Origin of the sequence: Microbacterium marmarense (assembly GCF_037204165.1) — a bacterium.
Lineage (GTDB): Bacteria > Actinomycetota > Actinomycetes > Actinomycetales > Microbacteriaceae > Microbacterium > Microbacterium marmarense.
This window is the reverse complement of record NZ_JBBDGL010000001.1, coordinates 149,727-175,844: the sequence shown is the minus strand read 5'-3', so window position 1 is coordinate 175,844 and position 26,118 is coordinate 149,727. Positions and strand designations below refer to the sequence as shown.

Sequence of the window (26,118 nt, the reverse complement as noted above, 5' to 3'; positions counted from 1 at the left end):
GCGGCTCAAGTTTGGAGCCTCGCGACTTTAGGAGAACCATGAACGCCACGCAGAACCCGGGGCAGGACGCGCGCAGCGCCCTCGAACAGTTTGGAATCGACCTCACTGAACGAGCCCGCCAAGGAAAACTCGATCCCGTAATCGGTCGAGACAGCGAGATCCGCCGCGTCAGCCAGGTCTTGACGCGGCGCACGAAGAACAATCCGGTGCTGATCGGTGAACCCGGCGTTGGTAAGACTGCGGTCGTCGAAGGACTTGCGCAGCGCATCGTCGCGGGTGACGTCGCAGAGTCGCTCAAAGACAAACAACTCGTCACCCTTGACATCTCGGCGCTCGTCGCCGGTGCGATGTACCGCGGCCAGTTCGAAGAGCGGTTGAAGAGCGTGCTCAAAGAGATCACCGAATCTGACGGTCAGATCATCACCTTCATCGACGAACTGCACGTGCTCATGGGCGCCGGCGGTGGTGAGGGCTCGGTCGCAGCATCCAACATGCTCAAGCCCATGCTCGCTCGTGGTGAACTGCGCCTGATTGGCGCGACCACCTTGAATGAGTATCGCGAATTTATTGAGAAGGATGCTGCTCTCGAGCGTCGCTTTCAGCAGGTCTACGTCGGTGAACCCACGGTCGAAGACACGGTCGCAATTCTGCGCGGACTCAAAGAGCGCTATGAAGCGCACCACAAGGTCGCTATCGCTGACGCCGCACTTGTTGCAGCCGCGGCGCTTTCACACCGCTATATTCCCTCGCGCCAACTGCCCGACAAGGCCATCGACCTGATTGACGAAGCAGCCTCCCGCCTACGCATGGAGATCGACTCGGCACCGCTTGAGATCGATGAACTACGCCGTCACGTTGACCGGCTCAAGCTTGAAGAGCTCGCCCTGAAGAAGGAGAAAGACGACGCCTCGAAAGAGCGACTCGCCACGCTGCGCGAAACACTGCGCGTAGAAGAGGAACGCCTGGGCGAGCTGCAGGGCCGCTGGGAACGCGAACGTGCTTCGCTCAACCGTGTCGGCGATTTGAAGACCAAGTTGGATGCTGCTCGCATGGACGCTGAGCGCGCACAGCGTGAGGGCAACCTCGAGAAGGCGTCGAAGCTGTTGTACGGCGAGATTCCGGGCCTTGAGCGCCAACTGATCGACGCGGAACGTGATGAACCAGCCGGCGACCGGATGGTCGGCGACCAGGTGACCGAAGAAGACATCGCATCGGTGATCGCCGCGTGGACGGGCATTCCCGTCGGCCGGTTGTTGCAAGGTGAGAGCGAGAAGCTGCTGCATCTCGAGGCCGAACTCGGCAAACGCCTGGTCGGCCAAAAAGATGCCGTCACGGCCGTCTCTGACGCAGTGCGGCGTTCGCGCGCAGGCATCAGCGATCCGGGTCGGCCCACGGGTTCGTTCTTGTTTCTTGGCCCGACGGGTGTCGGCAAGACCGAGCTGGCGAAAGCGCTCGCCGAGTTCTTGTTCGACGATGAGCACGCCATGGTGCGCATCGACATGTCGGAATACGGTGAGAAGCACTCCGTCTCGCGACTGGTCGGTGCTCCTCCGGGCTACATCGGCTACGAGCAGGGCGGCCAACTGACCGAGGCTGTGCGCCGTCGGCCGTACTCGGTGGTGCTCCTCGACGAGGTTGAGAAGGCGCATCCCGAGGTGTTCGACGTATTGCTGCAGGTGATGGATGACGGCCGCTTGACGGACGGTCAGGGCCGTACCGTTGACTTCACGAACGTGATCCTGGTGTTGACGTCAAACCTTGGTTCGCCGCTGCTTATCGATCCGACGCTTTCGATTGAACAGAAGCGCGAAGGCGTCCAGGCGATGGTGCGCCAGGCGTTCAAGCCTGAGTTCATCAACCGTCTTGACGACATCGTGATCTTCCAGGCGCTGACAGAAGACGACCTCGCGCAGATCGTTGAACTCGCCGTTGACGCTCTGCAGCGCCGGTTGTCTGAGCGTCGATTGACGCTCGCTGTCACCCCTGATGCGCGGGCATGGCTGGCTGAGCGTGGCTACGACCCCATGTTCGGCGCGCGGCCGCTGCGGCGATTGATCCAGACAGAGATCCAGAACCGCCTTGCTACCGCGCTGCTCTCGGGCGGTGTGCGTGACGGTGACACCGTTCGCGTCGACGTGGCCGTGGACGGCAGCGGGCTGGCCTTGACCAGCGCCGCGGGCGACTAGCGCGATGTGCGCGGCGTCGGTGCCGCGCACATCGCAGAGACCACCCCACGTCGACGACTCGTGTGTGGCATCTTGCGAGCTTTCTTGATGAGTTTGCGCACTTTGCGGCACACGAATGACGGCCAGGATCGTCGTTAGGCTGAACCCAAGGTAAGCGGCTGACGCTTGTGCGCGCAGCCTCAGACGGAACAGGTCGACTACTTGGATGCGACGAGGGGACGGATGATGACCGAGAAGTCATACCCTTCGGAGATGTCTCGATGATCGTCGTTCGCGCGCTCTGGGGCTCGACGCACCCGGGCCCGACTCTCGTTGTCACGACGCTCGCACTCGCGCTCGGCGTCGCCTCGGGTCTTGCGCCCTGGCGAGTGTTGGTGCTGGCCGTCGCCGTTTTCGCCGGCCAGGTGTCGGTGGGCATATCGAACGATGCCCTAGACGTTAGGCGTGACCGCACGGTGTCGCGCACTGACAAGCCGATCGCGCGGGGCGATATCTCGGAGCGCACAGCCTGGGGAGTTGCTTTCACCGCGCTGGGCATCGCGCTTTTGTTGTCGGCGCTGTTGGGTGTAGGCATGTTGGCAGCGCATGCCCTCGCCCTCGCCTCAGCGTGGGCGTACAACGCAGGCTTGAAGGCGACCGGCGCGTCGATTCTGCCGTTCTTGGTGAGTTTTGGGTTGTTGCCGTCGCTTGCCACTCTCTCTGCGGTGCCGCCGTCACTCGCCCCGTCATGGGCCACATTCGCTGGCGCCGCGCTGGGCGCTGCGGTGCACCTGACAAATGTGCTGCCCGACCTTGATGATGACCAACGCACCGGGGTGCGCGGGTTGCCGCACCGGCTCGGCTCACGACTATCGACGGTGCTTGCGGTCGCCGCCGTTTTCGTCGGCGCCGTCGCGGTCTTACTCGGACCCGCAAACGGCAACATCACAGCAGTGCCGACGGCGTCGTGGCTACTGTTTGCTGCCGCGGTCGCGGTCGCTGTCGTCACCCTGCTTCAGGCGTTTCGTCGAGCGCCCTCGCGCACGCTGTTTCGTCTCGTGATGCTGGCCGCACTGCTGCTTGCCGCGCAGCTGGTTGCATCAGGTGCAGCCCTGGTGTCGTCATAGCGGGCGCGGTGTTGTAGCTGGCGTGGTGGTGTAGCTTGCGCGGTGTCGAAACCGAGGCGGCGCGATAGCCGAGGCCGCACCCGCGGTCCGGTGCTGCGCGACACCTGATGCTGTGCGCGATAGCCGACGCCGCGCGGTGGGCCTCATGCGTGACTGTCGAGCCCCATGGAGTACGCGTGAGCGAACAGTGTGCCTGTTCCCGAAAGCATGGTGGCAACGGCGGCTCTTCGCACCCGATCGGCCCCGGGCCGCAGCGGTCTACCCAGCCGCGTGTTCAGCGATGCGAGTGCGGCTGCGCGCCTGGCGGATCTCACGCGTTGGCGTTCCCAGAGGCCGAGTTGTTCTTCGGGGGTGGCGCCCGAGCGCACCCACTGCGTGAGCAGAGGTGCGAGGGTTGCCGCATCGAGCAGACCGAGGTTCATTCCCTGCCCGCCGATCGGGCTCACTTCGTGGGCTGTATCGCCAATGACGAACAGTCGGCCGTGACGCAACTGAGAGGCGACGAACCGGCGTACTCCGAACGACGTGGCCGACTCGACCGCGGCGGCCGATTCTGCTCCCTCACGCAAGTGCACTATCGCCCGCAACCTGCCCGCTTTCGTCTGGTTTTCGCTCGCATGCTCGTCGTCCCACGCGACGTAGCGTCGCAAGCCATTGGGCAGCGGAAATGACTCCAGCACACCCGAGGGGTCGAGGTGCACGACCGCAGTCTGCTGGTCGGCGAGTGGATCTGCGAGTGCGTCCGTCATCAGATAGCGATCGCGATAGGTGCGCGTCGCGTTCGCTCGGCGACGGAACACAAGGTCGCGACCGGAACTTCCCGAAGCTACGACGACGATCGGAGGGTGTGATTCGGTGATCCGCCCATCGATGCGAGCGCGCACTCGCACCCCTGATTCGTCGGGCTTCAGGTCGACGACCTCTGCACCCCGCAGTGGCGCTGGTGCGCGAGCGGCCAGTACCTGCTCCGTAGCGGCTTGGGGCAGCGTGGCGACGAAGCCGAAGTCGCTGTGCAAGCGGTCGAAGTGAACGCGGCCGAGGGCTGTTCCGAGCGACCGCGCTTCACCTTGCAAGACTCGCTGGGCCCTTTCGAGCAGCTCGTCGGTGATCCCCGAGCTTTCAAGCGCTTTCAGCACCGGTGCGTGAATTCCGATCGCGCGACTGCCAGCACCAGCTTCTCGGCGACGTTCAAGCACCAGCGCATCGACGCCCGAACGCGTCAGCTCGGCGGCGAGCAACATGCCTACCGGCCCCGCGCCGACGATGACGACGTCAGGCATGGCCTGAACGTGAGGCGAGCAGCCGAAACGCACTGGGTGTGTCTACAGTCCACTCACTGCCGAGCACATCCGAGAGCTCGGCGCGGCGAAAGCTTCGACGGATCGAGCGAAGGCCATCAGTGCGCAGAAATGTTCCCGGGGCGAGTGGTGTGATCCCGATCGCGTACAGCGCATACGCGGCGTGACTGCGGGCGATATCGGAGTGCAGCACGATGCCCGTCGACAGCTGTGCCGAAGCGTCGGCGAAGGCTCGGATCTGAACAGTGTCGAGGTGATGAAGCACATGATTCGACAACACCGCGTCAAATCGTTCGCCGGCGCCTATCAGGTCATTGGCATCAGCGGCACGGAAGGTGACCTGCGGTGGGCGCGGTCGTTCATTCGCGGCGTGCAGCGCACGAGGGTCGGGGTCGGCGCCAACCCACTCGACGTGAAGCCCGTCCTTTGCAGCCAGTGCCGACAGGCGCAGAACGATATCTCCTCCGCCCGAGCCGAGGTCGAGCACCCGAGCTGGACGACGAAGCCCGACAAGGAAGGGTGCGAGGTTGTTGCGGTAGACCGCGCCCCACCCCGAGATGAGGCGGTTGACCGTGCGGAACCGTCGCAGTGTTGCGCGAAGCCGCTCAGGATCGCAGGCGGGATCGTCCATCAGCTCCCGCAGGTCTTCGTCGCGGCTTCTGAGAGTGGTGCGCAGTTGGGCGGTCATGGCGTGGCCGACCGCTTGGTGAGAAGCGCTGACTCAACCGTCAGGCCCGGGCCGAACGCGAGCGCGCACACACTGTCACCGTCGCGAATTTCTTCATCGTGCAGCATCTCGCGCAAGATGAAGAGGAGCGTTGCGCTCGACATGTTTCCGTACTGTCGCAGTACCGCTCTCGAGGTGTCAATCGCGTTCGGCGTGAGATCCAGCCCGGTTTCAACGCGGTCAAGCACGCTGCGCCCCCCGGGATGTACCGCCCATGCATCGGGCCGCACCTCAGGGCCGAGAAAGGCGTCGACCGCCCCCCGAATCTCGCGGCCGATGATGCGCGGCACTTCTGCCGAAAGTGTCATCTCAAACCCGGCGTCGCCGATCGTCCAGACCATGTCGCTCTCGCCTTGCCCGGTGAGGGTGGTCGCAAAGCGCTCCATGTCGAGTCCGCCGCGACTGCGCAATTCCGGGCGCGCCGATATGATCGCGGCCCCTGCCCCGTCTGCGAACACCGATGCCGCGACGATCTGCTGGGGGTCGTTCGAAGCCCGCACGTGCAAGGTGCATAGTTCTGCACACACCACCAGCACCACGGCATCGGGCTGAGCCGAGGTGATCCGCGCGGCAAGGCGAAGTGCAGGGATAGCAGCGGCGCAGCCGATGAAGCCCAGGTGATACCGCTCAACCGTGGCAGCCAGCCCGAGGTCGCGGACGAGTCGGTAGTCGGGACCCGGGGCGAAAAACCCGGTGCACGAGACTGTGACGACATGGGTGATGTCTTCGGCGTTCACGTGTGCTTCTGCGATGGCATGCGCAGCCGCACGCGCCGAAAGGTCGGGCGCGACCGCGGTGTACACGTCGTTTCTGGTTCCAGTGCTCGGAATCAGAAGTTGTTCGTCGACGACGAAATCAGGGCCCCGGTGCGCAGATCCTCCGCCGGCGGGTTCGGCGGTGGCATCACCCAATTGGGTCAGCACCGTATGTCGGTAGTCGATGGCAGCAGCGTCAAATGAAGCGTGGATGAGTCTCTGGCTGAGTCGGTCTGTGCCGGGTTGAGACGTCAAGAAGTCGCGTATCCGCGTCTGCGCCACACGAGTAGGGGGCACCGCCGTGGCGAGGGAGAGGATGCGCGCCGTCATACTCCCCACCTAAGCACGCACAGTCGGTGCGTGGGTCGCGCTTGCGACGTGAGCCCCCACCGGCTAGGCATTCACTGGGTGTGAAACTCTGCGATTTTTCACCGCAGAGCCCCACCGGCGCAGCATCCACTCGCCCTTAGCCTGAGGGAATGACCATCGCGACGGCTGACCTCTATGACGAACGTGGTGAAGCGCTCGACTCGCTCTCGCTACCCATGCTTGACCTTGGCGGGCACGTCAGTTTTGATGGTCCGATTCGTACCGTGCGTTGCCACCGCGACAATGCATTGGTGAAGGCGATGCTCGCGACGCCGGGTGAGGGCGCGGTGCTCGTCATTGACGGCGGCGGCTCGCTGGAGTCTGCGCTTGTGGGAGACCTGATCGGTGCATCAGCCGTCAAGAACGGCTGGGCGGGTGTGATCGTCAACGGTGTCGTTCGAGACCGAGAAGCACTCGGGATGCTGCCACTGGGCGTCAAAGCGCTCGGCACCAACCCTCGCAAGAGCGCGAAAGAGGGTGCGGGCGAGATTGACACGGATGTCGTCATCGCAGGTGTCGTCTTCACACCCGGCAAGCACGTGTGGGCAGATGCCGACGGAGTGCTCGTCGAGCGCTAGGCCCCGAGAATCAATTCGCTGACCGGACGCCGCACCCGAGGAGCGACTTCGCGCTCAGCAAGTGCCTCGGGAAGGCTGCCAGCCTCACCAATCTCGCCGATCGCAATTGCCGTCATCGGAGTGAATCGCTCTGAAAGATCGAATGCGCTGCGCACCGCATCGCGGTCGAAGCCGCCCATCTGGTGCACGTGAAGCCCGTCGTGATGTGCTTGCACGCTCAGGTGTGCCACTGCCTGGCCAAGATCGTAGGCTGCGAATCCGATCTCTGTGCCGTCTTCGGCGGTGGTCTCTGCAACAGCGATGATGAGCGCTCCCGCGTTGGCTGCCCACGCCTGGTTGAAGCCCAGAAGCGACGCGACCAGAGTGTCGTGTGCTGTAGTGCCTCGGCGGGCGACGATGAAGCGCCACGGTTGCAGGTTGTGTGCAGACGGCGACCAGCGGGCGGCTTCGAGCGCGCTGGCGAGCTTGATCTCATCGATGTGGGCCGCGGCATCGAATGCGCGCGGGCTCCAACGACCGGCCAATACGTCCAAGACGGGACTATCGGTCTTAGCGAGGCGGTCAGAAGTGAGCACAGTTGCGTTGGTCATCGGAGTTCCTTCAATCAATGGATGCTGCTCGGGCGCCGGTGACCGCACTTTCGATAACAACATACGCACGCAGGAATTCCCTGCATGCGGCATCCACAATTACCGAACGGCTCTAGACAACGACACCGAAGCAGAGAATGCTGGCGAGCGAAGCGATGTCAGGAGGAAGAGATGTTCACAAAAGAGGGTGCATTCAGCGGGTTCTCGGTCGATGACATCGACGCGGCGCGCGAGTTCTACGGCAACGTACTCGGGCTCGACGTCGAAAGAAACCCGATGGGTTTCCTCAACCTGACTCTCGCCTCAGGAGGCAGCATCCTGATCTACGCGAAGCCCAACCACACGCCCGCGAGTTTCACGATCTTGAACTTTCCGGTCGCCGATATCGATGCCGCGGTCGACGACCTCAACGCGCGGGGCGTGACCACGAAGATCTACGGCAACGAAGAATTCGAGTCCGATGACCGAGGCATCGTGCGGGGAAACGGGCAGGGCCCCGATATCGCATGGTTTCGCGATCCCGCTGGCAACGTGCTCGCTGTCATGCAGGAAGAGGAACCCGCCTAGAGCTCGGGCCACGCCTTCGGCCCTGACGAACCGGCGGGATAGTCCTCGAGCGGCACCTGATCGGCGGCCCATGCCTCCAGCACCGGCTGCACGATGTGCCAGCAGCGCTCAGCGGTATCGCCTCGCACCGACAGCGACGGGTCGCCGTCGATGATGCCCGCGAGCACTTCACTGTAGGCACGGCGTTCGCCTTCGCTGAAGTCTGCTTCGAGCGTTGCGCGATCGAGGTGAAACGGTGCACCGGGGCCGTTGAGGTTGAGTTCGAGCGCCATCTTGTCGGCACCGAGGGAGAGGCGAAGCACCGATGGTTCGGTAGAGCCGTCGAAGCCCGCTGGCAGCAGTGACACCTGGCGGAAGCGAATGACGATCTCGCTGCACTTCTCGCCGAGTCCTTTACCCGAGCGCAGCGTGAACGGCACCCCGGCCCAACGATGCGTGGCTACTGCGAAGGTCACCTCGGCGAGTGTTTCGGTATTGCGCGTGACGTCGACACCGCCCTCATCGACATAGTTCGGCAGTTCGCGACCGTTGATGGAGCCGGCGGTGTACCGGGCGCGGCGCGAGTTGGCAGCAGGATCGTGGTTCCACACGCTGGTGGCGCGCAGCGCGGTCGCTTTCGCTTCACGGAAGTCTGCAGCATCCAATGTGGCCGGCGGGTCCATCGCGACGATCGCGAGCACCTGCAGCAGGTGGCTTTGGATCATGTCGACCATTGCACCCGCTTTGTCGTAGTAGCCGGCGCGGTTTTCTAGCCCCAACGTCTCGTCGTAGCGAATGGCGACAGATTCAATGTGCTCCCTCGACCACACGGGCTCGAACACTCGGTTCGCGAAGCGAAGACCGAGCACGTTGAGCACGGTCGAGCGACCGAGAAAGTGGTCGATGCGGTGCACCTGCTCTTCGGGTACCACCCGCGTCAGCTGTTTATTGAGCAGCTGTGCGCTTGCTTCGTCGGTGCCGAAAGGCTTCTCCAGCGCGAGAATGAGGCCGTCGGGCAGGTCGACCGACTCGAGGGCCGTGCACGCCTTCGCGGCGACGGCCGGCGGCACAGCGAAATAGAGGGCCACAGTCCCCGAGCACGTGTCCAGCAGGGCGGCGAAGTCTTCTGAGTCGGTGATGTCGCTTTTGCGATAGCGGGCGCCTGCGAGCACTGCCTCGACGGTTGCGCCCGAGGCATCCGCGGTCGCGAATGAGTCCGCGACGACCGAGCGCCACTTCTCGTCTGTCCAGTCATCTATCCCGGCGCCGACGAGGTGCACCGTGCGGTCTGGCTCTTCGGTGAGAAGCTGACCGAGGGCAGGCAGCAGCAGCCTGAAGGTGAGGTCGCCAGAGGCACCGAGAATACACAGGGTCGTTTCGGAGTCCGTCATGCCGCCCACCCTAGCGGCCAGGTCTTTCGCACAGGTACCGGCCCGGCGCCACCGACGAGGCTGACACAATCGAACACATGGCTTCACCGATCGAGGACTACGCAATTCTCAGCGACTGCCACACGGCGGCACTCGTCTCGCGCGAGGGCAGCATCGATTGGCTGTGCTTGCCCCGCTATGACTCTCCGTCGACGTTTGGCGCGTTGCTGGGTGACGACACTCACGGCAAATGGATGCTGCGCCCCACCGATCCCGACGCTGAAACGACCAGGCACTATGACGGCGATGGCTTCATCTTGGTCACACGCTGGCAGACCGCGTCGGGCGTCGCGGAAGTCGTCGATGTGATGCCGCACGGCGATCGTCGTGCCGACGTGCTGCGTCGTGTGCGGGGCATCGAAGGAACCGTCGAGTTCGAACAAGAACTGCGGGTGCGCTTCGACTACGCGCGGGCTATGCCCTGGATGCGACAGGCTGGCACCGACGATGCGCCCGCGTTGATTGCGACGGCGGGGCCTGATGCACTCGTTGTGCGTGGCGCTCGCCTCACCGCGTCGGATCACGCGCACCGCGGCACGGTCACTGTCGCCGCAGGCGAGCAGGTGGACCTGACACTCACATGGTTCTCTTCACACAAGGATGTTCCCGCCCCGATTGATGTCGATGCGGCGCTCGCCAGCACGGTCGCGTGGTGGTCTAAGTGGGCAGAGGGCATCGAGCACGCGGGTCCGCATCACGGCGAGGTCGTGCGGTCGCTGCTCGTTCTTCGTGCGCTCACCCACGAAGACACCGGCGGGATCGTTGCGGCGGCGACGACCTCGCTGCCCGAAGACTTCGGTGGCGCGCGCAACTGGGATTACCGCTATGTCTGGCTTCGCGATGCTTCTCTGACGCTTGAAGCGTTGCTTGATCATGGTTTCGTCGAAGAAGCGCAATCGTGGCGGCGTTGGTTGCTCCGTGCGATCGCGGGCAGCCCAGAAGACCTGCAGATCATGTATGGGCTCTCGGGTGAGCGCGACCTCACCGAGCGCACGCTGGATCATCTTCCTGGGTATGACGGAGCATCTCCGGTGCGCATCGGCAACGGAGCGGTCGACCAGTACCAGGCCGACGTGATCGGCGAGGTCATGGTCGCGCTCGAGGCGGCGCGCATGGCCGGGGTTGATGAGACCGAGTTCTCGTGGCCGCTGCAGCGGGCACTGCTCGATTTCGTCGAGCGGAACGTCGACCGTGCCGATAACGGCATCTGGGAGATTCGCGGCGAACCTCGCTACTTCACCCACTCACGCGTGATGATCTGGGCGGCGTTTGACCGCGGTGCGCGGGCGGTGCGCGAGTTTGGGCTTGATGGCGACGCGGCGCGTTGGGAAGAGCTTCGCGATCGGATGAAGGCCGAGATCGACGATCGAGGCGTCGACCCCGAAGGCGGGCACTTCGTGCAGACCTACGGATCAACCGACGTGGATGCCGCGCTTCTGCTGTTGCCATCAGTGGGCTTCTGCAAGGCCGATGACCCGCGCATGCTGGCGACGGTTGCCGAGATGGAGCGCACCCTGCTTCACGACGGCCTGTTGCACCGCTATCGCACTCAGACGGGAGTCGATGGTCTGCCGGGCGACGAGCATCCGTTCTTGGCATGCTCGTTCTGGCTCGTCGAGCAGTATGCAGCGAGCGGCCGGCTGAACGATGCACGCCTGCTCATGGACAAAGTCTGCGGGCTATCGAATGATCTCGGATTGCTGTCGGAGGAGTACGACGTGACGCTCCGGCGGCACGCGGGGAACACTCCCCAAGCGCTTTCGCACCTCGCGCTGGTGCGCGCGGCTGATGCACTGGTCGGTCACAGCGGTCGCGCGGCTCACAAGCAGAACGCGTAAACGACGGATGCCTCACCCACGCTGAGCGCCGGGTGAGGCATCCAATCTGGTGTGCTCGCGCCTAGAGTTCACCGAAGCCCTGCGCTACGAGGCTCTCCAGCTCGCCGATCACTTCTTGGGCCTGGGGCCCGCTAGCGTCGATGCGAACTTTGGCGCCCTGCGTCACGCCCAACGACATCAGCGAGATCAGCGAAGCGCCTGAGGCCGGGGCCTTGTCGCTGCCGAGGTCGGTGATGGTCACCTTGGCGTCATAGCGACCCACAGTCTTGACGAAAACCGCTGCCGGGCGCGCATGCAAGCCTGACGGATTGCGAATCACGCCCGTGAACACTGCGACACCGCTGGTTGCGGGTGCGGGGTCTGTCGCGGTTTCGGCTGGCGCTGCTGCGGGCGGTTCAGCCGCAGCTTTCCTGCCGGGCGCACCCTCAAGCTGTGCGATCTTGCCATCGAGCGCTCGGCGCACTTCAGCATCCACCTCGTCCAGTGAGGCGCCGCTTGCCGCGACGACGACGGCCGCGATCAGTCCCTCGACGAAGGGAGCATCGCTGAGGCGAACAGCGGCATCGCTGCTGACGAACTCCAGAGCCATGCCGGCGCTCAGGATCGCTGAACCCAGGTCCATCAGCACGAGCACGCCATCGGGCGATGCAACTTCATCGATTGCCGCGGCGATTGCCACCGCGTCGGTTCCGGTTGAGCCGTCAGAAGTACCTGCGGCGATGCGCACTGTGGGTGGGGCGTCTCCGCCCATTTCGAGAGCAAGATCCACCGCTGCCTGTGCGAGCGCGGGGGAGTGCGAGACGACAACAATCGAGATCATGTCATTCCCCCAGCGCGTCGCTGAGCGCGCGGAACAGCAACGTTGTCGACGCGGCGCCCGGGTCGAGATGTCCGGCGCTGCGGTCACCGAGGTAGCTTGCGCGACCCTTGCGGGCCACCAACGGAATCGTGGCGTCGCGACCCACCTCGGCAGCCGCCAATGCCGCTGCCGAAGCCTGGGCAGCTGACTCACCTGCGGCGACAGCAGCATCCCACGCGTCGATCGCCGGAGACATCGCGTCAAACATCGTCTTGTCGCCCTGCTCAGCTTTTCCGCGCGCAACGATTCCACCGAGTCCGGCGCGTAAAGATGCTGCGGTGCCCGCCGCATCGAGCGTTGTCACCGCGCCTGCATTCATCCCGAACCGCAGGAAGAAGGTGCCGTAGAGCGGTCCGCTCGCCCCGCCAACGCTGGTCACGAGCGTCATGCCGACCGCTTTGAACAGCTCTGCGACTGACTCGAACTCTTCGGAGTCGAGCTTGGCAGCCACGGCATTCATGCCGCGCGTCATATTGGCGCCGTGGTCGGCATCGCCGATCACCGAGTCGAGCTCGGTGAGCTCGGTCTGGTGCTCGGTGACGAGCACCTGGAAGCGTCGGAGCCAATCGGTCAGCTGGTCGATCGTGACATCAGTCATGGTGGATCTTCTCTCTTCGCTTTGTTTCTCAGGCTCCCCAGCGCAAGCCGGGAGTGACAACGGGAGCGTCCCACAGGCGCAGCAACTCGTCATCGGCCTTCAGTACGGTGAGCGAGCAACCTGCCATATCAAGGCTCGTGATGTAGTTGCCGACCAGGCAGCGGGCTGCATTCACGCCAGCTTCTTCGAGCAGTGCGGCCACTTCTCCGTACATCAGGTAGAGCTCGATGAGCGGGGTGCCGCCGAGTCCATTCAGCATGACGATGGCGTCGCCGCTGGCATCGATGTCGTGCAGAATCGGCTCCACCAGCATGGCGGCGACCTGTTTCGCGCTTGCCAGGGGAACGCGGTGGCGGCCGGGTTCGCCGTGAATGCCGACGCCCACCTCCATCTCGTCATCGGGCAGGTCGAAGGTCGGCTTTCCGGCGGCAGGGACGGTACAGCTGGTGAGCGCGACGCCCATCGAGCGCCCGCTTTGGTTCACGCGCTCCGCGAGCGCGACGATGGCGTCGAGGTCGTAGCCCTCTTCAGCAGCAGCCCCGACGATCTTTTCGAGAAGAACGGTCGTTCCCACACCGCGACGCCCGGCCGTGAACGTGGAGTCCTCAACGGCGACGTCGTCGTTGACGATGATGGACTCGACGCGCACGCCTTCGGCTGCGGCGAGCTCTGCAGCCATCTCGAAGTTCAGCACGTCGCCGGTGTAGTTCTTGACGATGTGAAGCACGCCCGCACCCGAATCGACGGCTTGGGTCGCAGCGAGCATTTGATCAGGTGTGGGCGAGGTGAACACTTCGCCCGCGCACGCGGCGTCGAGCATTCCGGTGCCAACGAATCCGCCGTGCAGCGGCTCGTGTCCGGTTCCTCCGCCGGACAGCAACGCAACTTTGCCTGGGCGAGTGGGGGTACCGCGATAGATCACGCGGTTCTCGTGATCAACGCGCAGATCGGGGTGAGCGGCTTCGACGCCCTTGAGTGAGTCGGCGAGCACGGCTGCGGGCTCATTGATGAACTTCTTCATTTTGGGTTCCTTTATCGAAGACTGAAAATTAGGCGCTGGCGACGGGCTCAGCGGGTTCTGACTCGACTGCGGCGGCTTTGTCAGCCGCGGTGTGAGCCACTATGCCAAACAGCACACCGGCTGCAACACCCCCGAGTAGCTCAGCGATGAGATAGACGGGCAGCTGCTCCCAGGCGATCGTGCCGCCGGCGATCTGCTGGACGAGCATCGGTCCGATGGTGCGGGCCGGGTTGATCGATGCGCCGGTGATCGGGGCAACGGGAATGATGGCAGCGAACACGACGAATCCGATGACCAGTCCCGCCCACCCCAGAGCCGCCTTGCGGTAGATCACTCCGAAAACGCCGAAGACGAGAAGAAAGGTGCCGACGAATTCGGCGAAGAAGGCTTGGGTCCATGGGATGTCAGCGCCATAGGCGGCAACGCCCAGCCCGAGGTCACTGGCTGCCTGACCCATCACGCCGAGAATGACGACGGCACCGACGATCGCGCCCAGTACCTGAGCGATCATGTAGGGCGCGACGAGCTTCCACGGGTGCTTTCCGGTCACGGCGAGGGCGAGAGTGACAGCCGGGTTGATGTGGTTGCCCGAGATGTAGCCGAAGATATAGACCGTCACCACGACAATCAGCGCGAAAGACAATGAGATGAAGCCGAGTTCGGCGCCAGTGAATGGCTCACCGCCTCGGGCAAGGGCCAGGGCGGGCACCGAGCCGACGCCGACAAACACGAGCATTGCCGTACCGATGAGCTCTACGGCGAGTTTCTGCCAGAGCTTATTTTCATCATCCATGAGGTCTCCTTTGATCCGGATGTGTCGAACTGCTTTCGACATTATCGAATAATGGCCGGAAACCGGGAGGGTGTCAAGGGGTCGATACGAATGCGCTATCGTTCACCACGTGCTCTTCCGCGGCATAGGAGGTGCGGGCATGATTCAGTCAATTGACCGAGCAGCGAAGATTCTGTCGAGTCTTCAGGGCGCTCGCCACCTGGGTATCACCGACTTGGCGGCAATCCTGGAGCTTCCGCCCTCGACCGTTCACGGACTCGTCAAGTCGTTGCAAGAGCATGGCCTCGTGGCAAAAGAGCCGGGCACTACCCGCTACATGCTGGGCCCGGCATTGCTGAAGCTGTCGAACGTCTATCTCGACACTCTCGACGTGCGTGCACGCGCGATGCGCTGGACAGCCGAGCTTGCCCGCCGCACGGGCTGCGCCACCCGGCTCGGCGTGGCGCTGTTTGACGAGGTGATTGTGATCCACCACAATCGTCGACCCGACGGCTCGGAACAGATGCCCGAGATCGGGGTGACGATTCCTGCGCATGCGACAGCGCTGGGCAAGGTGCTGCTGGCCTACGACCCCAACGTTGCAGATCCACTCATTGCCGGCGAGCTGCGAAGCCTCACCGGCGCTACGACCACCGATCCCGCTGATCTCGCCGTGCAACTCGCGCAGGTAGTCGAGCGGGGCGCCGCACACGATGAGGATGAAGCAGTTCTCGGCGAATCGTCTATTGCTGCACCGATCGCTGACCGCTCCGGTCAGGTCGTCGCAGCGATCTCGGTCGTCATGCCCACGAGCGAATACCCGCCTGGCGACACCGTGCTCAACGACCTACGCGAGGCCGCCCGCAACATCTCACGTGAACTCGGTGCTCCGAGCTGGCCGCCCGCAGTCGCACCGCGCAGAGCAGACGACTGAACAGCCAGCATCCACTCGCTATGAGCTGAGCGCCTCGCGAAGCTTGACGCGCGCGCCCATGCGCAGCAACGAGTTCTGATAGATGCGGGCGCCAATGACGATGGCACCGGCGCACGTGACGATGAGAATCGCCAGCGACAGCAGCGGCTCCCACCACTGCGCTTCGCCGAGAAAGAGCCGCAGCGGCATTCCAACGGGAGCCGAGAACGGCACGTACGACATGATCGTGAGCACCAGCGGATTGTCGAAGAAGAAGATCACCAAGAAGTAAGGAGCCATGACCAGCAGAGTCAGCGGGGTCGTGGTCGAACCGACATCTTCTTGGCGCGACACCATCGCGGCCGCGGCGGCGAACAGCGACGCAAGCAAGATGAAGCCAAACAAGAAGAACACCGCGAACCATGCGATCGGTCCGCCCAGTCCTTGCAGCAGTGCGGTTTGTCCAGCGACGGTGAGACCGACGATGGCGATGGAAGACAGAATCAAGACCTGACCCATCGCCAGCACCGTGTTACCGGCGACCTTGCCCGCCAGCAGCGCCCTGACCGGAATTGCTGAGATCAGCAACTCAACCACGCGCGTCTGCTTCTCTTCGACCACGCTCTGCGCGATCGTTCCGCCGAAGAGTGACGCCGCCATCAGGAAGACGATTCCGAAGCCGATCGCGGCAAGGTAGGCAAGCGCGCCATTGGTATCGCTGGGATTCAGCAGCTCCACCGGTGGTACCTGGGCGAAAGTCAGCAGCAGGGTGTTGCCCGCGCTCTCATCGGCGAGCAGAGTGAATCCCACCGGTGACGCGGGGTCGGCAACGACGGCAGCATCCACTTCACCGCTCGTGACCAACGACTCAGCCTCAGACCGATCAGCGACTTCGGTGACATCGAGCCCGGGTACACCCTGCACATACTGCGTCGCGCCTGCGGTGACCGCGACGGGGGTGCCCGTCGAGCTGCCGCCGGCGAATCCCAGCCAGATGACCCCGATAAGCGCGGCGACGAAAAGGATTGCCGTCGAGATCACAAACGCCTTGCTGCGCAGTTTTGAGCCGATCTCGCGCTCGGCCACAAGGGCCACACTCTGCACGAATGGCGGCGCGGTGACACTGATGGTGTTGCTCACTGGATGACCTCCTTGAAGATCTGGGCAAGTGAAGGATGCTGCGGTGCAAAGCTCGCCACTGCGCCGAGCTCGACAGCGCGGCGCAGTACGCGCTGGGCAACCTCGTCGGAATCGGCGTCGAACAAGGCGTAGCCACCGTCAAATTCGAGCACGGTGACCCCAGGATCATCGCGCAGCCAACCAGTGTCGCCCTCCGAGATCAGCTCGAAGCGACGAGTCGAATGCTGGGCGCGCAAGTGCTCGCGTGAGCCGGCGGCACGAATCTGGCCATTCGCGATGATGATCAAGTCGTCGCACAGCCGCTCAACCACGTCGAGCTGGTGTGACGAGAACAGCACTGCGGCGCCAGCTTGGGCACGCTCGTGCAACACCCCTGCGACGACGTCGACAGCGAGGGGATCGAGACCAGAGAACGGCTCGTCGAGGATCAATACCTCGGGGTCGTGCACGAGTGCTGCTGCGATCTGTGCGCGCTGCTGGTTGCCGAGCGAGAGCGTCTCAACATCGTCGTTGAGGCGCTCGCCCAGACCGAGCTGATCGAGGAGGGCGGTCGCGCGAGAAGACGCGTCAGCTTTCGAGAAGCCATGCAGCCTCGCGAGGTAGGTGATGTGCTCTTGCACCTTCATCTTCGGGTACAGGCCGCGCTCTTCGGGCATGTAGCCGAAACGCCGCCGATCAGCCTCACTCAGCTCAGTGTTGTCGAGGGTGATCGCGCCGCTGTCTTTTGCGAGCACGCCCAGCACGATTCGCATGGTCGTGGTCTTGCCAGCACCGTTGCCCCCGACGAAGCCGGTGAGGCGTCCTGGTTTGACGTCGAACGACACGTCGTCGAGGGCGAGGCGTTCACCATAGGCCTTCGTGATTCCGGTCAATTGCAGCATGTCTTCAACGCTACGGCTGCGGTGTTGAGCCGGGCATCCCCCGTGAGGGGGAGATTATCCGCGATGCCGCGATGCCACGATGGGCGCTAAGCGAGACCGTGGCGGTGCGCGTAGACCACGGCGGCGACCCGATCGCGCGCACCGAGCTTCTGCAGCACCTTCGAGACGTGGGTCTTCACCGTGGCCTCGCCGATGAAAAGCGACGTGGCGATCTCAGCATTGCTCTGCGCTTGCGCAAGCAACTGCAGCACTTCGGTTTCGCGCTCAGTGAGTGGCACCGTGATTGCGGGCATCGGCTGCTCAGCCGATGACGAAACGTGCGCCGTGGCGAACCGTTCGATGACCCGTCTGGTCACCTCGGGCGCGAGCAATGCATCACCGGCTGCGGCGACGCGGACGGCCGCAATGAGCTCTTCGGGTCCCGCGTTCTTGAGAAGAAAGCCGCTGGCGCCGGCATCGAGAGCTGCATAGAGATAGTCATCGCGATCAAACGTGGTGATGATGACAATCGCCGCATCCATCCCTTCGATCTCGGTGATCTTGCGGGTGGCCTCGATGCCGTCCAATTCAGGCATCTGTACGTCCATGCAGATCACCTGCGGCTGCAGCTCACGCGCTGACGCGATAGCTTCAGCGCCGTTCGCCGCTTCGCCGACGATGGTGATGTCACTGGCGGTTTCGAGGATCATGCGAAAACCGGCGCGCATGATCGCGTGATCGTCGACGAGCAGTACGCGGATTGCAGCGCGGGTCATGCGGGCACCACGACGGACACCGGAATGCGCACTCGCACCAGAAAACCGCCCCGCGGGCGCGGTCCGATCTCGATTGTTCCGCCCGATGCCGCGGCACGCTCACGCATGCCGAGCGTTCCGAGGCCGGCGCGTGCTGTCGCGACTGTACGACCTGAGTTGGCGACTTCGAGCTCGACCGCACCTTCGTCATATCGCAAGCGCACGTCTGCGGTGGCACCTGCTCCGCTGTGGCGGCGCGCGTTCGTGAGTGCCTCTTGCGCAATGCGATAGATGTTGACCTGCACAAGTTCGGGCATCTGCGTGGGGGTGCCGATGACCGTCAGCGTTGTCGGCATGCCGTTCTCGCGCGCATGCGCAACCAAAGTTTCGAGGTCGTGCACGGTGAGGGTGGAGCCATCGGGTGTGTCGTCGAGCGGGGAGCGCAGCGTCTCGAGCAGCTGCCGAAGCTCGTCGAGCGCCGCTCGCGCGGATGACTCGACCGCGAGCAGCGCGGTGCGTGCTTTCGCGGGATCAGCGTCTAACACCGTGCGCGCAGCGCCCGCCTGCACCCCCATCGACGAGACATGGTGCGCGACCACATCGTGCAGCTCTCGAGCGATGCCTACACGGTCGAGGGCCACAGCCTGAGCGGCCGTGAGTTCACGCTCATCTTCGAGTTCGCGCGTGCGTTGCTCGAGGGCCTTTAGATCGAGAGCCGAGGCATATGCACGATCGCCCATATAGTACGCCCCACCGAAGAACGCGATGTTCGTCAGAAACTGAATCAGCATGTAGGCGACGAACGGGGAGAAGAGCCCCTCGCGAGACAGCCCACCGTCATCGTCAGTAGTGGCGGCTTGGAAAGTAGTGACCATCAGCCAGAGGAACATGCCGACGATGATGCCGACGCGCACCCAGAATGCGCGGCGGCGGTTGTCGACCCACGCGCCCACCGAGTAGACCACGATGAACAGCGAGATGTTGCTCACATAGAACTCGGGGATGCGGGCGGTCACCCCGATGAAGAATGCGAGCGTCACCACAATCGCGGCGATCTCGGGCGCGCGCCGGCGGAAGGCGAGCGGTACCGCTAGCCCCGCGCCGTAGAGAATCGCCCAGCCGATGCTTGGGGACTCATCGCCGAACAGCCCCGCTGTCGCGCCGAGGGCTGCGCTGATGACCGCTCCGACGAGCAGCGCGGCAGCGAGCCACACGTCAGAGCGCAACTCCGCGGGGGTTGCGGGCTTGCGCCGCGGAGTCACGGCTTGTGGATGAGAGGGCATGCTTTCACGCTAGGCGCAATGGATGACCCGGGCATCCCCCTTGCGGCGGAGACAGTGAGCGGGCCTGGTCCGATAGCGTTCCTTGCATGGGCAAATCGGCGGAGGATTTGGATGCAGCGCAGAAGCAGCGACGCGATGTGCCGATCGGGGTGGTGATGGTTGCCATGTCGGTGGCCGTATGGTGGCCCTCTTTCACGCTGGGCGCGTACGGTGAGATCTTCTTCGATCAGCTGATGGCTATTTGGGCTGCAGCGACGGCGGCATTCGTCTTCGTGCTGGTCGAGCGCAGACCGGTCGGCGGTCGGCTCGTGCGCGCGTTCTTGCTGTTGTTGCCGTCACTGTGGCTCTTGCTGATGTTCACGTTGAATGACGAAGAGCAAGACTTCTTCGTGATCATCGTCGATTTGGGGGCGATCCTGGCCGTACTGATTGGCTTGCCCTTTACGCTCTGGGTTCTCGTGCGCATCGTCTGGCCTGACTTCGCGCACAACACCCGGGGTGCTGACAGGTGGCTGATCACGGTGGTGGTGCTAGGCATCGCCATGGCATCGTTCATGCTGGGTCTTGCCCAAGACCGCTTTCTCACGTGTGAGGATTTCGTGATCAGCGGCAACACGGCGCCCACTGATTGCACGCCCGCGCCGCCCGATTAAGCGCTAGAAGATCATTGGCCGATCGTCATCGTCGGGCTCATCAAGGTCGACGTCGACCACCACGGGTACGTGGTCGCTCGGGATGTCGCCTTTGCGCTCGTCTCGATGAATCGCCGCCCCGGTCACGCCGTCGGCGAACGAGCGTGAGCCCAGAATGAAGTCGATGCGCAGCCCCTGGTTGCGGGGAAAGCGCAGCTGCTTGTAGTCCCAGTACGTGTAGCCGGAGGGAACCAGAGGGCGCACCACGTCGGTGAGCCCCGCGGTCTGGAGGGCAGCAAAGGCTTCGCGCTCGGGTGGTGACACGTGGGTAGCAAATCCCGGCACGATCGTCGGGTCGCCGTTGTCGGCGTCGGTCGGCGCGATGTTGAAGTCGCCAACGAGTGCGAGCGGAAGGTCGGGATCACCGGCCAGCGAGGTGCGCGTGTACTCCTCGAGCGCCTTGAGCCAGCGAAGCTTGTAGTCGTAGTGCGGGTCGCCGAGCGCTCTGCCGTTGGGCACGTAAAGACTCCACACCTTCACGCCGCCAATGGTGGCGCCGATGGCGCGGGCCTCAAGCGGAGCATCCGGACCCTCATGGCCCTTTGCGAACCCGGGCATGTTCGCAAAGGCGGTCTCGACGTCTTCGATCGGCTCGCGACTCGCGATGGCGACGCCGTTCCACTGCGAGAGCCCATGTGCCTCGACGTGGTACCCAGCCTCTTCGAACTTGGCGAACGGAAACTGCTCGACCTTGCATTTGATCTCTTGCATCGCGAGCACATCGATCGACTCGCGCACCGCGAACTCAACGGTTCGCTCAACGCGCGCGCGGATGGAGTTGACGTTCCAGGTGGCAAGACGCATGCGTTCAAGATTACGGTCGAGCGGCGACCCCGCGGTACACGGCGGCGACGTTCGCGGCAGTCAATAGACTCGTCACCATGACCGTCTCCTCCGTGCCCTCTGTCGAAGCTGACCGCCAAGCCCTCATCGGGCTGATCAAGGCCGAAGCCGTGTTTCACGGCGACTTCACGCTCTCGAGCGGCAAGAAGGCGACGTACTACGTCGACATGCGCAAGCTCACGCTCGATCACCGCGCTGCGCCCGCCATTGGCCGCATCATGCTCGATCTGATTCGCGACATCGATGGCATCGTCGCCGTCGGTGGACTGACGCTCGGCGCCGACCCGATCGCCAACTCGGTGATGCACGAATCTGCGCGCACCGATGAGCCGCTTGACGCGTTCGTGGTGCGCAAGGAGCCGAAGGATCACGGTCGTGGTCGTCAGCTCGAAGGTGCCGACGTTGTCGGCAAGCGCGTGGTAGTGGTCGAAGACACCTCGACGACCGGTCAGTCTGCACTCAAGGCCGTAGAGGCGTTGCGCCGGGAGGGTGCGGAGCCGGTGGCCGTTGCGGTGATCGTCGACCGCAAGACCGGCGCCCAGGCGGCAATCGAGGCCGCCGGTCTGCAGTGGCTTGCCGCGATTGACCTCGACGATCTGGGGCTCGCTCCGCAGTAGCGGAGGCGACGGCACTTCCGCGTGCCGGACGGGCAGCCGTGAGCGCTGTCAGTCGCGATCGCGGCCGCGCCACCATTGCCAGATGAACACGGTCAGCGTACCCAGCAAGACGATGGCGCTGGTGGCAAAGATCAGATTCTGTTCAAGCTCGGTCATGATGGTCGCTTTCCTTGCGCGGCGTCCGCCACGATCTTGGTGATGCGGGCAGACTTCGTCTCTTCGCGCTTCGCGAGCGCGATCTGGCTGAGTCCTAGTTTCTTGATGGACTGGGGGAAGGCATCCCAGTTGGCGCGCGCGGCGGGAGCAGCATCCAACGCCCGCGCGAATGCCTCTGGTTCGATTCCCGCTTCAGGGCCGTCGAGCACCTCCCATGAACCATTCGCCTTGGCGACCGCGATCGCTTTCCAACCGGCTTCAGTCATGAGACCTTGTTCTTCGAGCACGATCAGCCGCGCCTTGTTTGTTGCTGCCCACCCGCCGTTAGGTCGTCGCGGTGAGAACCACAGGCCTCCGCTTCGTTCGTCGAAGGAGCGCGTCGGGCCGTCGATCCAGCCGAAGCAGAGGGCCTGGCGCACGGCGTCCTCATAGCCGATCGCTTCAAGAGTGAATCCCGCACGGGCGCGCACCAACCACACACCTTTCGACGTGCGATGGTGTGCTTCCAGCCACGACCGCCAGGCATCGGCATCCGGAACGAGAATGCGTTCGCCCTCGTCTAGTGCGCCCATGCCCACGAGCCTATCCGGGCGCGGGCAGTCGTTCAGAGAATGCTGACGTCTTCGCTTTCGACAGGCTCGTCTGAGAGCAGGTCGGCCACGGAGTGGAGCACCTCGTCGGGACGGAACGGGTAGCGGTTGATCTCGGCATCGTTCGAGATGCCCGTCAACACCAGCACCGTGTGAAGGCCTGCCTCGATGCCCGCGACGATGTCGGTGTCCATACGATCACCGATCATGCCTGTGTTCTCGGAGTGCGCTCCGATGCGGTTGAGTGCGGAGCGAAACATCATCGGATTCGGCTTGCCAACAACGTAGGGATCCATGCCCGTCGCCTTGGTGACCAGCGCAGAAATCGCTCCGGTGGCGGGCAACACGCCGTCAGCAGACGGACCCGTCGCATCCGGATTGGTAGCGATGAATCGGGCACCAGCGCCGATCAATCTGATCGCCTTGGTAATCGCCTCGAATGAATAGTTGCGAGTTTCGCCGACCACGACATAGTCGGGTTCCGTCTCAGTCATGATGAAACCGGCCTCGTGCAGAGCCGTCGTCAGGCCAGCTTCGCCGATCACGAACGCTGTGCCGCCGGGCGTCTGCGACTTGAGAAAGTCAGCTGTGGCCAGGGCAGAAGTCCAGATCGCCTCTTCAGGAACGATCAACCCCGATGCGCGCAGCCGAGCGCTGAGATCGCGCGGGGTGAAGATCGAGTTGTTTGTGAGCACAAGAAACGGGGTGCCCTGTGTGCTCCACTCTTCAAGCAACTCGGCAGCGCCGGGGATGGGACGGTTTTCGTGCACAAGCACGCCGTCCATGTCGGTCAACCAGCATTCAATATCGGCTCGGGTCCGCATATGGGCCAGCCTAGGCCCGAAAGGGGCCTATCGTCGTACTGATGGCGAGTACGACCTGGAACCCAGAGCACCTCCCTGATCTGACAGGCAAGGTGTATCTCGTCACGGGCGCGAACGCCGGACTCGGATACTTCTCCTCTGAGCAGCTGGTTCGAGCCGGGGCCAGAGTGATCATGTCGGGCCGAAATCCGAAGCGCATCTCAGCTGCCCGCGCGGCGATCCGTCGAAGAGTTCCGAATGCTGAGCCAGACGCGACCGAAACCTTGATTCTTGACACTTCGAACTTCGGTTCGGTGCGTTCCGCTGCTGCCAGTGTGCGCGGGCGCGGCCCCCTAGACGGACTGCTGCTGAACGCCGGCATGGTGCACCCCCCGAAAAAGCGCGAGGTGACGCTCGACGGCAACGAGATGGTGTTCGCCACGAACGCACTCGGACACTACGCGCTCGCCGGCTCGCTGTTGCTGCCGCTGGCTGCGGCGTCAGGTCGCATGGTCTGGCTCGGCAGTATGTCGACGTCGATCTCACAGTACGACCCTGTCGATCCCCAGCTGGTGAGCAATTACTCCGGCTGGCGCGCCTACGTGCAGTCGAAGATCGCAACAACGGTGCTTGGCTACGAGGCCGATCGCCGACTTCGTGCGGCGGACGTCGACGTGACCAGCGTTATCGCTCATCCCGGCTATTCGGTGAGTGGCCGCACGCCGGGCATCACCGGAGTGAACGAACCTTCGCGAAGCGCTCGATTCTTCGACAACCTGCAGGCTCCGATGACCCAGTCAAAAGAGCACGGTGCCTGGCCACTGGTGAGGGCTCTCGTCGACTCTGACATCAGCGGTGGCGAGTATTGGGGTCCGAAGTCCACGATGCGGGGCGTGCCCAAGCTGCAGAAGTCCTCCAAGATCACGCGATCGCTCGACGTTGCCGAGCGCATCTGGCAGGTCAGCGAAGAGGTGACCGGCGTGCAGTGGCCGTTCGCGCAGACAGCAGGGGCCTGAACGTCGCGCTGCGGGCTGGCGATGCACCCGCTGCCGTCGCGCTGAACAGCTGCTAGGCCGAGGCGCTCAACCAGACGGCTTCGATCGTCTCGGCAGGCATCGCGATCGTCGTGTTGTCGATCACGAGAGTGTCAGCATCCATCACCAAGACTTCGGCACCCACCGTCAGACCGGCCTCCTCGGCGACGCGCAAGATATCGGCATCGCGGTCGCTGACCCGCAAGACGCGACCGCTGTGCCCGGGCGCTGCGAGCGCAAGAAGCACAAACGGTTCGCGCTCGACATGGCCGTCGGCATCGGGGATCGCGTCGCCGTGAGGATCGAACCGGGGTCGCCCGAGGCGTTCGTCGATGCCCTCTAGCAGCCGATCACTGATTGTGTGTTCCAGCTCTTCGGCTTCTTCATGCACTTCGTCCCACCCGTAGCCGAACTCCTGCACGAGCCAGGACTCAATCAGGCGATGCCGGCGCACCATTGTCGCGGCGCGCTCATTGCCCGCATCGGTGAGCGCGATCGGACCATAGGGCCGATGGGTGACGAGCCCTTGTGCAGCGAGCTTCAACACCATCTCGGTGACGCTTGAGGGCGCAAGGCCGAGCACGTTTGCAAGCTGGGAGGGCGTGATGCGGGCGTCCTGCCACTCAGTGTGGTGATAGATCGCCTTCAGATAGTCATCGATCGCAGCAGAGGGCACGCAATCAGGGTACCGGCGCCATCGACCGGGGTTGCGCTGAGAAGTACCGCCGAATCAACGCAGGGGCGACGACCAACGCGATGAAACCCGCAACCAGCTTGTCTAGTACTGAGGTGATGATGTTTGACGAGAACACCGTGCCCACCGCCTGAGCGCCAACTATGGCGATGTTCTCTGCGATTGCTTGAGCGCCGACGTTCGTGGATGCTCCACCGAAAACGAACACGATCACGGGTGTCGCCACGAGGGTGCAGGCCAGTGCTACCGCAAGCGTCAGGCCAAAGAAGTGAAGTGGCGTGCGATCCAGGCGCCACACGCGCACACCGTAGCCCCACAGCAGTGCGCCAGTTATGTTGACGAGCATGAACGGCAGGCCATCGGCAGACGCGTCAATCACCGCGAACAGCCCGTGGGTAGAAACGGCGACGAGCACGCCCCACCACGGTCCGAGGGTGATGGCTGCGACGGCGGTGCCGATCATGTCGAGATATATCGGCAACGAGAGCGCAACGGCAGTTTCGGAGCCAGCCATATTGGCGGCCACGCTCAGCATGACGATGAGCAGCGTCGCGATGATGCGGCGGCGGTCGGCGGCGCCGCGAGCGGGCTTGTTGCGACGAGCTGCCACGGGCGCAGCGGGGGCGGCGGCGGGCGCAGCGGCGTCGGCGAGCGAGGTGGACGGTGTCAGTTGCGGCGAGAGCTGCGCGCCGTCATCGGAAGCCGCCATCACGGTCTGCTCGGGTGCCGCCGCTTTCAGCGAAGGGTCGCCATTTCGAGCTTGGATGCAGTAGCGGCGCCACCATTCGGCGCGCTCGGGGCTCTCGCCCAGCACTGTCGCAATGTCGGCGACGAGCGCGGGGTTGATGCGCCTGCGCCCCCGCCGAAAGGCGTCGTACACGGTAGAACGGCCGACGTATGCGGTGGCAGGGCTCACGCCGCGGCTCTCGCGCAGCTTGCACACCTGGTCTGCGATCTGCGTGTAGCTGAGCTCGCCAGATTCAAGGCGCAGCAACTGAAAGTCTGAGACGAAGCTGTCCAAGATGCTGTCGACTGAGAGCGATTCGTCGGACTGCATCGGCCCCC

At 63.8% G+C, this 26,118-nt stretch carries 27 protein-coding genes; 9 read left to right on the top strand and 18 right to left on the bottom strand.

What is annotated here, in order from left to right:
* Positions 1 to 38 precede the first annotated feature (38 nt).
* Both WDU96_RS00755 and WDU96_RS00750 read left to right on the top strand, forming a co-directional pair.
* Positions 39 to 2,186, top strand: a complete 2,148-nt coding sequence (locus tag WDU96_RS00755) for an ATP-dependent Clp protease ATP-binding subunit (protein ID WP_337336576.1) — start codon at positions 39 to 41, stop codon at positions 2,184 to 2,186.
* Between the two features lie 260 nt (positions 2,187 to 2,446).
* Positions 2,447 to 3,292 carry a UbiA family prenyltransferase gene (locus tag WDU96_RS00750; protein WP_337336575.1) on the top strand — a complete coding sequence of 282 codons (846 nt, stop codon included), beginning with the start codon at positions 2,447 to 2,449 and terminating at the stop codon, positions 3,290 to 3,292.
* A gap of 143 nt (positions 3,293 to 3,435) precedes the next feature.
* Here the strand turns inward: WDU96_RS00750 and WDU96_RS00745 are convergent, their stop codons facing one another.
* The 3 genes from WDU96_RS00745 to WDU96_RS00735 are packed head-to-tail and all read right to left on the bottom strand — an operon-like array spanning position 3,436 to position 6,402.
* Complete coding sequence (locus WDU96_RS00745) at positions 3,436 to 4,572, bottom strand: FAD-dependent oxidoreductase (RefSeq protein ID WP_337336574.1); 1,137 nt, start codon at positions 4,570 to 4,572, stop codon at positions 3,436 to 3,438.
* Complete coding sequence (locus tag WDU96_RS00740; RefSeq protein ID WP_337336573.1) at positions 4,565 to 5,278, bottom strand: methyltransferase domain-containing protein; 714 nt, start codon at positions 5,276 to 5,278, stop codon at positions 4,565 to 4,567. The genes WDU96_RS00745 and WDU96_RS00740 overlap by 8 nt, the downstream gene beginning before the upstream one ends.
* Positions 5,275 to 6,402 (bottom strand): type III polyketide synthase, encoded by a 1,128-nt coding sequence (locus tag WDU96_RS00735; protein ID WP_337336572.1) that lies wholly within the window; start codon positions 6,400 to 6,402, stop codon positions 5,275 to 5,277. Before WDU96_RS00735 ends, WDU96_RS00740 begins: the two co-directional genes overlap by 4 nt.
* Positions 6,403 to 6,551: 149 nt before the next feature.
* On the opposite strand from WDU96_RS00735, the gene rraA reads away from it, so the two are divergent.
* Complete coding sequence (gene rraA, locus WDU96_RS00730; protein WP_337336571.1) at positions 6,552 to 7,019, top strand: ribonuclease E activity regulator RraA; 468 nt, start codon at positions 6,552 to 6,554, stop codon at positions 7,017 to 7,019.
* On the opposite strand, the gene WDU96_RS00725 is transcribed toward rraA, so the two are convergent.
* Positions 7,016 to 7,609 carry a nitroreductase family protein gene (locus tag WDU96_RS00725; protein WP_337336570.1) on the bottom strand — a complete coding sequence of 198 codons (594 nt, stop codon included), beginning with the start codon at positions 7,607 to 7,609 and terminating at the stop codon, positions 7,016 to 7,018. The genes rraA and WDU96_RS00725 overlap by 4 nt on opposite strands.
* 171 nt (positions 7,610 to 7,780) lie before the next feature.
* On the opposite strand from WDU96_RS00725, the gene WDU96_RS00720 reads away from it, so the two are divergent.
* A complete protein-coding gene (locus tag WDU96_RS00720; RefSeq protein WP_337336569.1) occupies positions 7,781 to 8,176 on the top strand; it encodes a VOC family protein in 396 nt (131 codons plus the stop codon).
* Here the strand turns inward: WDU96_RS00720 and WDU96_RS00715 are convergent.
* The gene (locus tag WDU96_RS00715; protein ID WP_337336568.1) at positions 8,173 to 9,546 is read right to left on the bottom strand and encodes a glucose-6-phosphate dehydrogenase; all 1,374 of its coding nucleotides are present in this window, start codon (positions 9,544 to 9,546) and stop codon (positions 8,173 to 8,175) included. The two genes, WDU96_RS00720 and WDU96_RS00715, sit on opposite strands and share 4 nt — an antisense overlap.
* A 77-nt stretch (positions 9,547 to 9,623) precedes the next feature.
* On the opposite strand from WDU96_RS00715, the gene WDU96_RS00710 reads away from it, so the two are divergent.
* Positions 9,624 to 11,423, top strand: a complete 1,800-nt coding sequence (locus WDU96_RS00710; protein ID WP_337336567.1) for a glycoside hydrolase family 15 protein — start codon at positions 9,624 to 9,626, stop codon at positions 11,421 to 11,423.
* A gap of 61 nt (positions 11,424 to 11,484) precedes the next feature.
* On the opposite strand, the gene dhaM is transcribed toward WDU96_RS00710, so the two are convergent.
* The 4 genes from dhaM to WDU96_RS00690 are packed head-to-tail and all read right to left on the bottom strand — an operon-like array spanning position 11,485 to position 14,694.
* A complete protein-coding gene (gene dhaM, locus WDU96_RS00705) occupies positions 11,485 to 12,243 on the bottom strand; it encodes a dihydroxyacetone kinase phosphoryl donor subunit DhaM (protein ID WP_337336566.1) in 759 nt (252 codons plus the stop codon).
* A 1-nt stretch (position 12,244) separates the two neighbouring features.
* Positions 12,245 to 12,880 carry a dihydroxyacetone kinase subunit DhaL gene (gene dhaL / locus WDU96_RS00700; RefSeq protein WP_337336565.1) on the bottom strand — a complete coding sequence of 212 codons (636 nt, stop codon included), beginning with the start codon at positions 12,878 to 12,880 and terminating at the stop codon, positions 12,245 to 12,247.
* Between the two features lie 28 nt (positions 12,881 to 12,908).
* Positions 12,909 to 13,901 (bottom strand): dihydroxyacetone kinase subunit DhaK, encoded by a 993-nt coding sequence (dhaK, locus tag WDU96_RS00695; protein ID WP_337336564.1) that lies wholly within the window; start codon positions 13,899 to 13,901, stop codon positions 12,909 to 12,911.
* A gap of 28 nt (positions 13,902 to 13,929) precedes the next feature.
* The gene (locus WDU96_RS00690; protein WP_337336563.1) at positions 13,930 to 14,694 is read right to left on the bottom strand and encodes an MIP/aquaporin family protein; all 765 of its coding nucleotides are present in this window, start codon (positions 14,692 to 14,694) and stop codon (positions 13,930 to 13,932) included.
* Between the two features lie 139 nt (positions 14,695 to 14,833).
* On the opposite strand from WDU96_RS00690, the gene WDU96_RS00685 reads away from it, so the two are divergent.
* Positions 14,834 to 15,607 carry an IclR family transcriptional regulator gene (locus WDU96_RS00685; RefSeq protein ID WP_337336562.1) on the top strand — a complete coding sequence of 258 codons (774 nt, stop codon included), beginning with the start codon at positions 14,834 to 14,836 and terminating at the stop codon, positions 15,605 to 15,607.
* A gap of 18 nt (positions 15,608 to 15,625) precedes the next feature.
* On the opposite strand, the gene WDU96_RS00680 is transcribed toward WDU96_RS00685, so the two are convergent.
* From WDU96_RS00680 to WDU96_RS00665, 4 genes are all read right to left on the bottom strand, one after another.
* On the bottom strand, positions 15,626 to 16,726 hold the full coding sequence (locus WDU96_RS00680) for an ABC transporter permease (RefSeq protein ID WP_337336561.1): 1,101 nt from the start codon (positions 16,724 to 16,726) through the stop codon (positions 15,626 to 15,628).
* The gene (locus tag WDU96_RS00675; protein WP_337336560.1) at positions 16,723 to 17,607 is read right to left on the bottom strand and encodes an ABC transporter ATP-binding protein; all 885 of its coding nucleotides are present in this window, start codon (positions 17,605 to 17,607) and stop codon (positions 16,723 to 16,725) included. The genes WDU96_RS00680 and WDU96_RS00675 overlap by 4 nt, the downstream gene beginning before the upstream one ends.
* Before the next feature lie 86 nt (positions 17,608 to 17,693).
* Positions 17,694 to 18,362 carry a response regulator transcription factor gene (locus WDU96_RS00670; RefSeq protein WP_337336559.1) on the bottom strand — a complete coding sequence of 223 codons (669 nt, stop codon included), beginning with the start codon at positions 18,360 to 18,362 and terminating at the stop codon, positions 17,694 to 17,696.
* Entirely contained in the window at positions 18,359 to 19,624 is a 1,266-nt protein-coding gene (locus WDU96_RS00665) for a sensor histidine kinase (RefSeq protein ID WP_337336558.1), read from the bottom strand. The genes WDU96_RS00670 and WDU96_RS00665 overlap by 4 nt, the downstream gene beginning before the upstream one ends.
* An 86-nt stretch (positions 19,625 to 19,710) precedes the next feature.
* Between WDU96_RS00665 and WDU96_RS00660 the strand changes: the two genes are divergently transcribed.
* Positions 19,711 to 20,277: a hypothetical protein gene (locus WDU96_RS00660; RefSeq protein ID WP_337336557.1), complete on the top strand. Its 567-nt coding sequence runs from the start codon at positions 19,711 to 19,713 to the stop codon at positions 20,275 to 20,277.
* 3 nt (positions 20,278 to 20,280) lie between these two features.
* Here WDU96_RS00660 and WDU96_RS00655 read toward each other — a convergent pair whose 3' ends face one another.
* The gene (locus WDU96_RS00655; RefSeq protein ID WP_337336556.1) at positions 20,281 to 21,120 is read right to left on the bottom strand and encodes an exodeoxyribonuclease III; all 840 of its coding nucleotides are present in this window, start codon (positions 21,118 to 21,120) and stop codon (positions 20,281 to 20,283) included.
* A 77-nt stretch (positions 21,121 to 21,197) separates the two neighbouring features.
* On the opposite strand from WDU96_RS00655, the gene pyrE reads away from it, so the two are divergent.
* Complete coding sequence (gene pyrE, locus WDU96_RS00650; RefSeq protein ID WP_337336555.1) at positions 21,198 to 21,776, top strand: orotate phosphoribosyltransferase; 579 nt, start codon at positions 21,198 to 21,200, stop codon at positions 21,774 to 21,776.
* Positions 21,777 to 21,928: 152 nt separating this feature from the next.
* Here pyrE and WDU96_RS00645 read toward each other — a convergent pair whose 3' ends face one another.
* Positions 21,929 to 22,504, bottom strand: a complete 576-nt coding sequence (locus WDU96_RS00645; RefSeq protein WP_337336554.1) for a YdeI/OmpD-associated family protein — start codon at positions 22,502 to 22,504, stop codon at positions 21,929 to 21,931.
* Between the two features lie 32 nt (positions 22,505 to 22,536).
* Positions 22,537 to 23,346, bottom strand: a complete 810-nt coding sequence (locus WDU96_RS00640) for an HAD-IIA family hydrolase (protein ID WP_337336553.1) — start codon at positions 23,344 to 23,346, stop codon at positions 22,537 to 22,539.
* Between the two features lie 41 nt (positions 23,347 to 23,387).
* On the opposite strand from WDU96_RS00640, the gene WDU96_RS00635 reads away from it, so the two are divergent.
* Positions 23,388 to 24,341, top strand: a complete 954-nt coding sequence (locus WDU96_RS00635) for an SDR family NAD(P)-dependent oxidoreductase (protein WP_337336552.1) — start codon at positions 23,388 to 23,390, stop codon at positions 24,339 to 24,341.
* Between the two features lie 52 nt (positions 24,342 to 24,393).
* Here the strand turns inward: WDU96_RS00635 and WDU96_RS00630 are convergent, their stop codons facing one another.
* Positions 24,394 to 25,035, bottom strand: a complete 642-nt coding sequence (locus WDU96_RS00630; protein WP_337336551.1) for a metal-dependent transcriptional regulator — start codon at positions 25,033 to 25,035, stop codon at positions 24,394 to 24,396.
* A gap of 4 nt (positions 25,036 to 25,039) precedes the next feature.
* On the bottom strand, positions 25,040 to 26,110 hold the full coding sequence (locus tag WDU96_RS00625; RefSeq protein WP_337336550.1) for a hypothetical protein: 1,071 nt from the start codon (positions 26,108 to 26,110) through the stop codon (positions 25,040 to 25,042).
* Positions 26,111 to 26,118 lie beyond the last annotated feature (8 nt).

Coding starts and splice junctions, on each gene's coding strand:
- WDU96_RS00710 (WP_337336567.1), top strand. CDS start 9,624: ATGGCTTCACCGATCGAGGACTACGCAATTCTCAGCGACTGCCACACG.
- WDU96_RS00755 (WP_337336576.1), top strand. CDS start 39: ATGAACGCCACGCAGAACCCGGGGCAGGACGCGCGCAGCGCCCTCGAA.
- WDU96_RS00685 (WP_337336562.1), top strand. CDS start 14,834: ATGATTCAGTCAATTGACCGAGCAGCGAAGATTCTGTCGAGTCTTCAG.
- WDU96_RS00645 (WP_337336554.1), bottom strand. CDS start 22,504: ATGGGCGCACTAGACGAGGGCGAACGCATTCTCGTTCCGGATGCCGAT.
- WDU96_RS00715 (WP_337336568.1), bottom strand. CDS start 9,546: ATGACGGACTCCGAAACGACCCTGTGTATTCTCGGTGCCTCTGGCGAC.
- WDU96_RS00725 (WP_337336570.1), bottom strand. CDS start 7,609: ATGACCAACGCAACTGTGCTCACTTCTGACCGCCTCGCTAAGACCGAT.
- WDU96_RS00750 (WP_337336575.1), top strand. CDS start 2,447: ATGATCGTCGTTCGCGCGCTCTGGGGCTCGACGCACCCGGGCCCGACT.
- WDU96_RS00660 (WP_337336557.1), top strand. CDS start 19,711: ATGGGCAAATCGGCGGAGGATTTGGATGCAGCGCAGAAGCAGCGACGC.
- pyrE (WP_337336555.1), top strand. CDS start 21,198: ATGACCGTCTCCTCCGTGCCCTCTGTCGAAGCTGACCGCCAAGCCCTC.
- WDU96_RS00635 (WP_337336552.1), top strand. CDS start 23,388: ATGGCGAGTACGACCTGGAACCCAGAGCACCTCCCTGATCTGACAGGC.
- WDU96_RS00665 (WP_337336558.1), bottom strand. CDS start 19,624: ATGCCCTCTCATCCACAAGCCGTGACTCCGCGGCGCAAGCCCGCAACC.
- rraA (WP_337336571.1), top strand. CDS start 6,552: ATGACCATCGCGACGGCTGACCTCTATGACGAACGTGGTGAAGCGCTC.
- WDU96_RS00690 (WP_337336563.1), bottom strand. CDS start 14,694: ATGGATGATGAAAATAAGCTCTGGCAGAAACTCGCCGTAGAGCTCATC.
- WDU96_RS00625 (WP_337336550.1), bottom strand. CDS start 26,110: ATGCAGTCCGACGAATCGCTCTCAGTCGACAGCATCTTGGACAGCTTC.
- WDU96_RS00720 (WP_337336569.1), top strand. CDS start 7,781: ATGTTCACAAAAGAGGGTGCATTCAGCGGGTTCTCGGTCGATGACATC.
- WDU96_RS00735 (WP_337336572.1), bottom strand. CDS start 6,402: ATGACGGCGCGCATCCTCTCCCTCGCCACGGCGGTGCCCCCTACTCGT.
- dhaK (WP_337336564.1), bottom strand. CDS start 13,901: ATGAAGAAGTTCATCAATGAGCCCGCAGCCGTGCTCGCCGACTCACTC.
- WDU96_RS00670 (WP_337336559.1), bottom strand. CDS start 18,362: ATGACCCGCGCTGCAATCCGCGTACTGCTCGTCGACGATCACGCGATC.
- WDU96_RS00675 (WP_337336560.1), bottom strand. CDS start 17,607: ATGCTGCAATTGACCGGAATCACGAAGGCCTATGGTGAACGCCTCGCC.
- WDU96_RS00640 (WP_337336553.1), bottom strand. CDS start 23,346: ATGCGGACCCGAGCCGATATTGAATGCTGGTTGACCGACATGGACGGC.
- WDU96_RS00745 (WP_337336574.1), bottom strand. CDS start 4,572: ATGCCTGACGTCGTCATCGTCGGCGCGGGGCCGGTAGGCATGTTGCTC.
- WDU96_RS00740 (WP_337336573.1), bottom strand. CDS start 5,278: ATGACCGCCCAACTGCGCACCACTCTCAGAAGCCGCGACGAAGACCTG.
- dhaM (WP_337336566.1), bottom strand. CDS start 12,243: ATGATCTCGATTGTTGTCGTCTCGCACTCCCCCGCGCTCGCACAGGCA.
- WDU96_RS00655 (WP_337336556.1), bottom strand. CDS start 21,120: ATGCGTCTTGCCACCTGGAACGTCAACTCCATCCGCGCGCGCGTTGAG.
- dhaL (WP_337336565.1), bottom strand. CDS start 12,880: ATGACTGATGTCACGATCGACCAGCTGACCGATTGGCTCCGACGCTTC.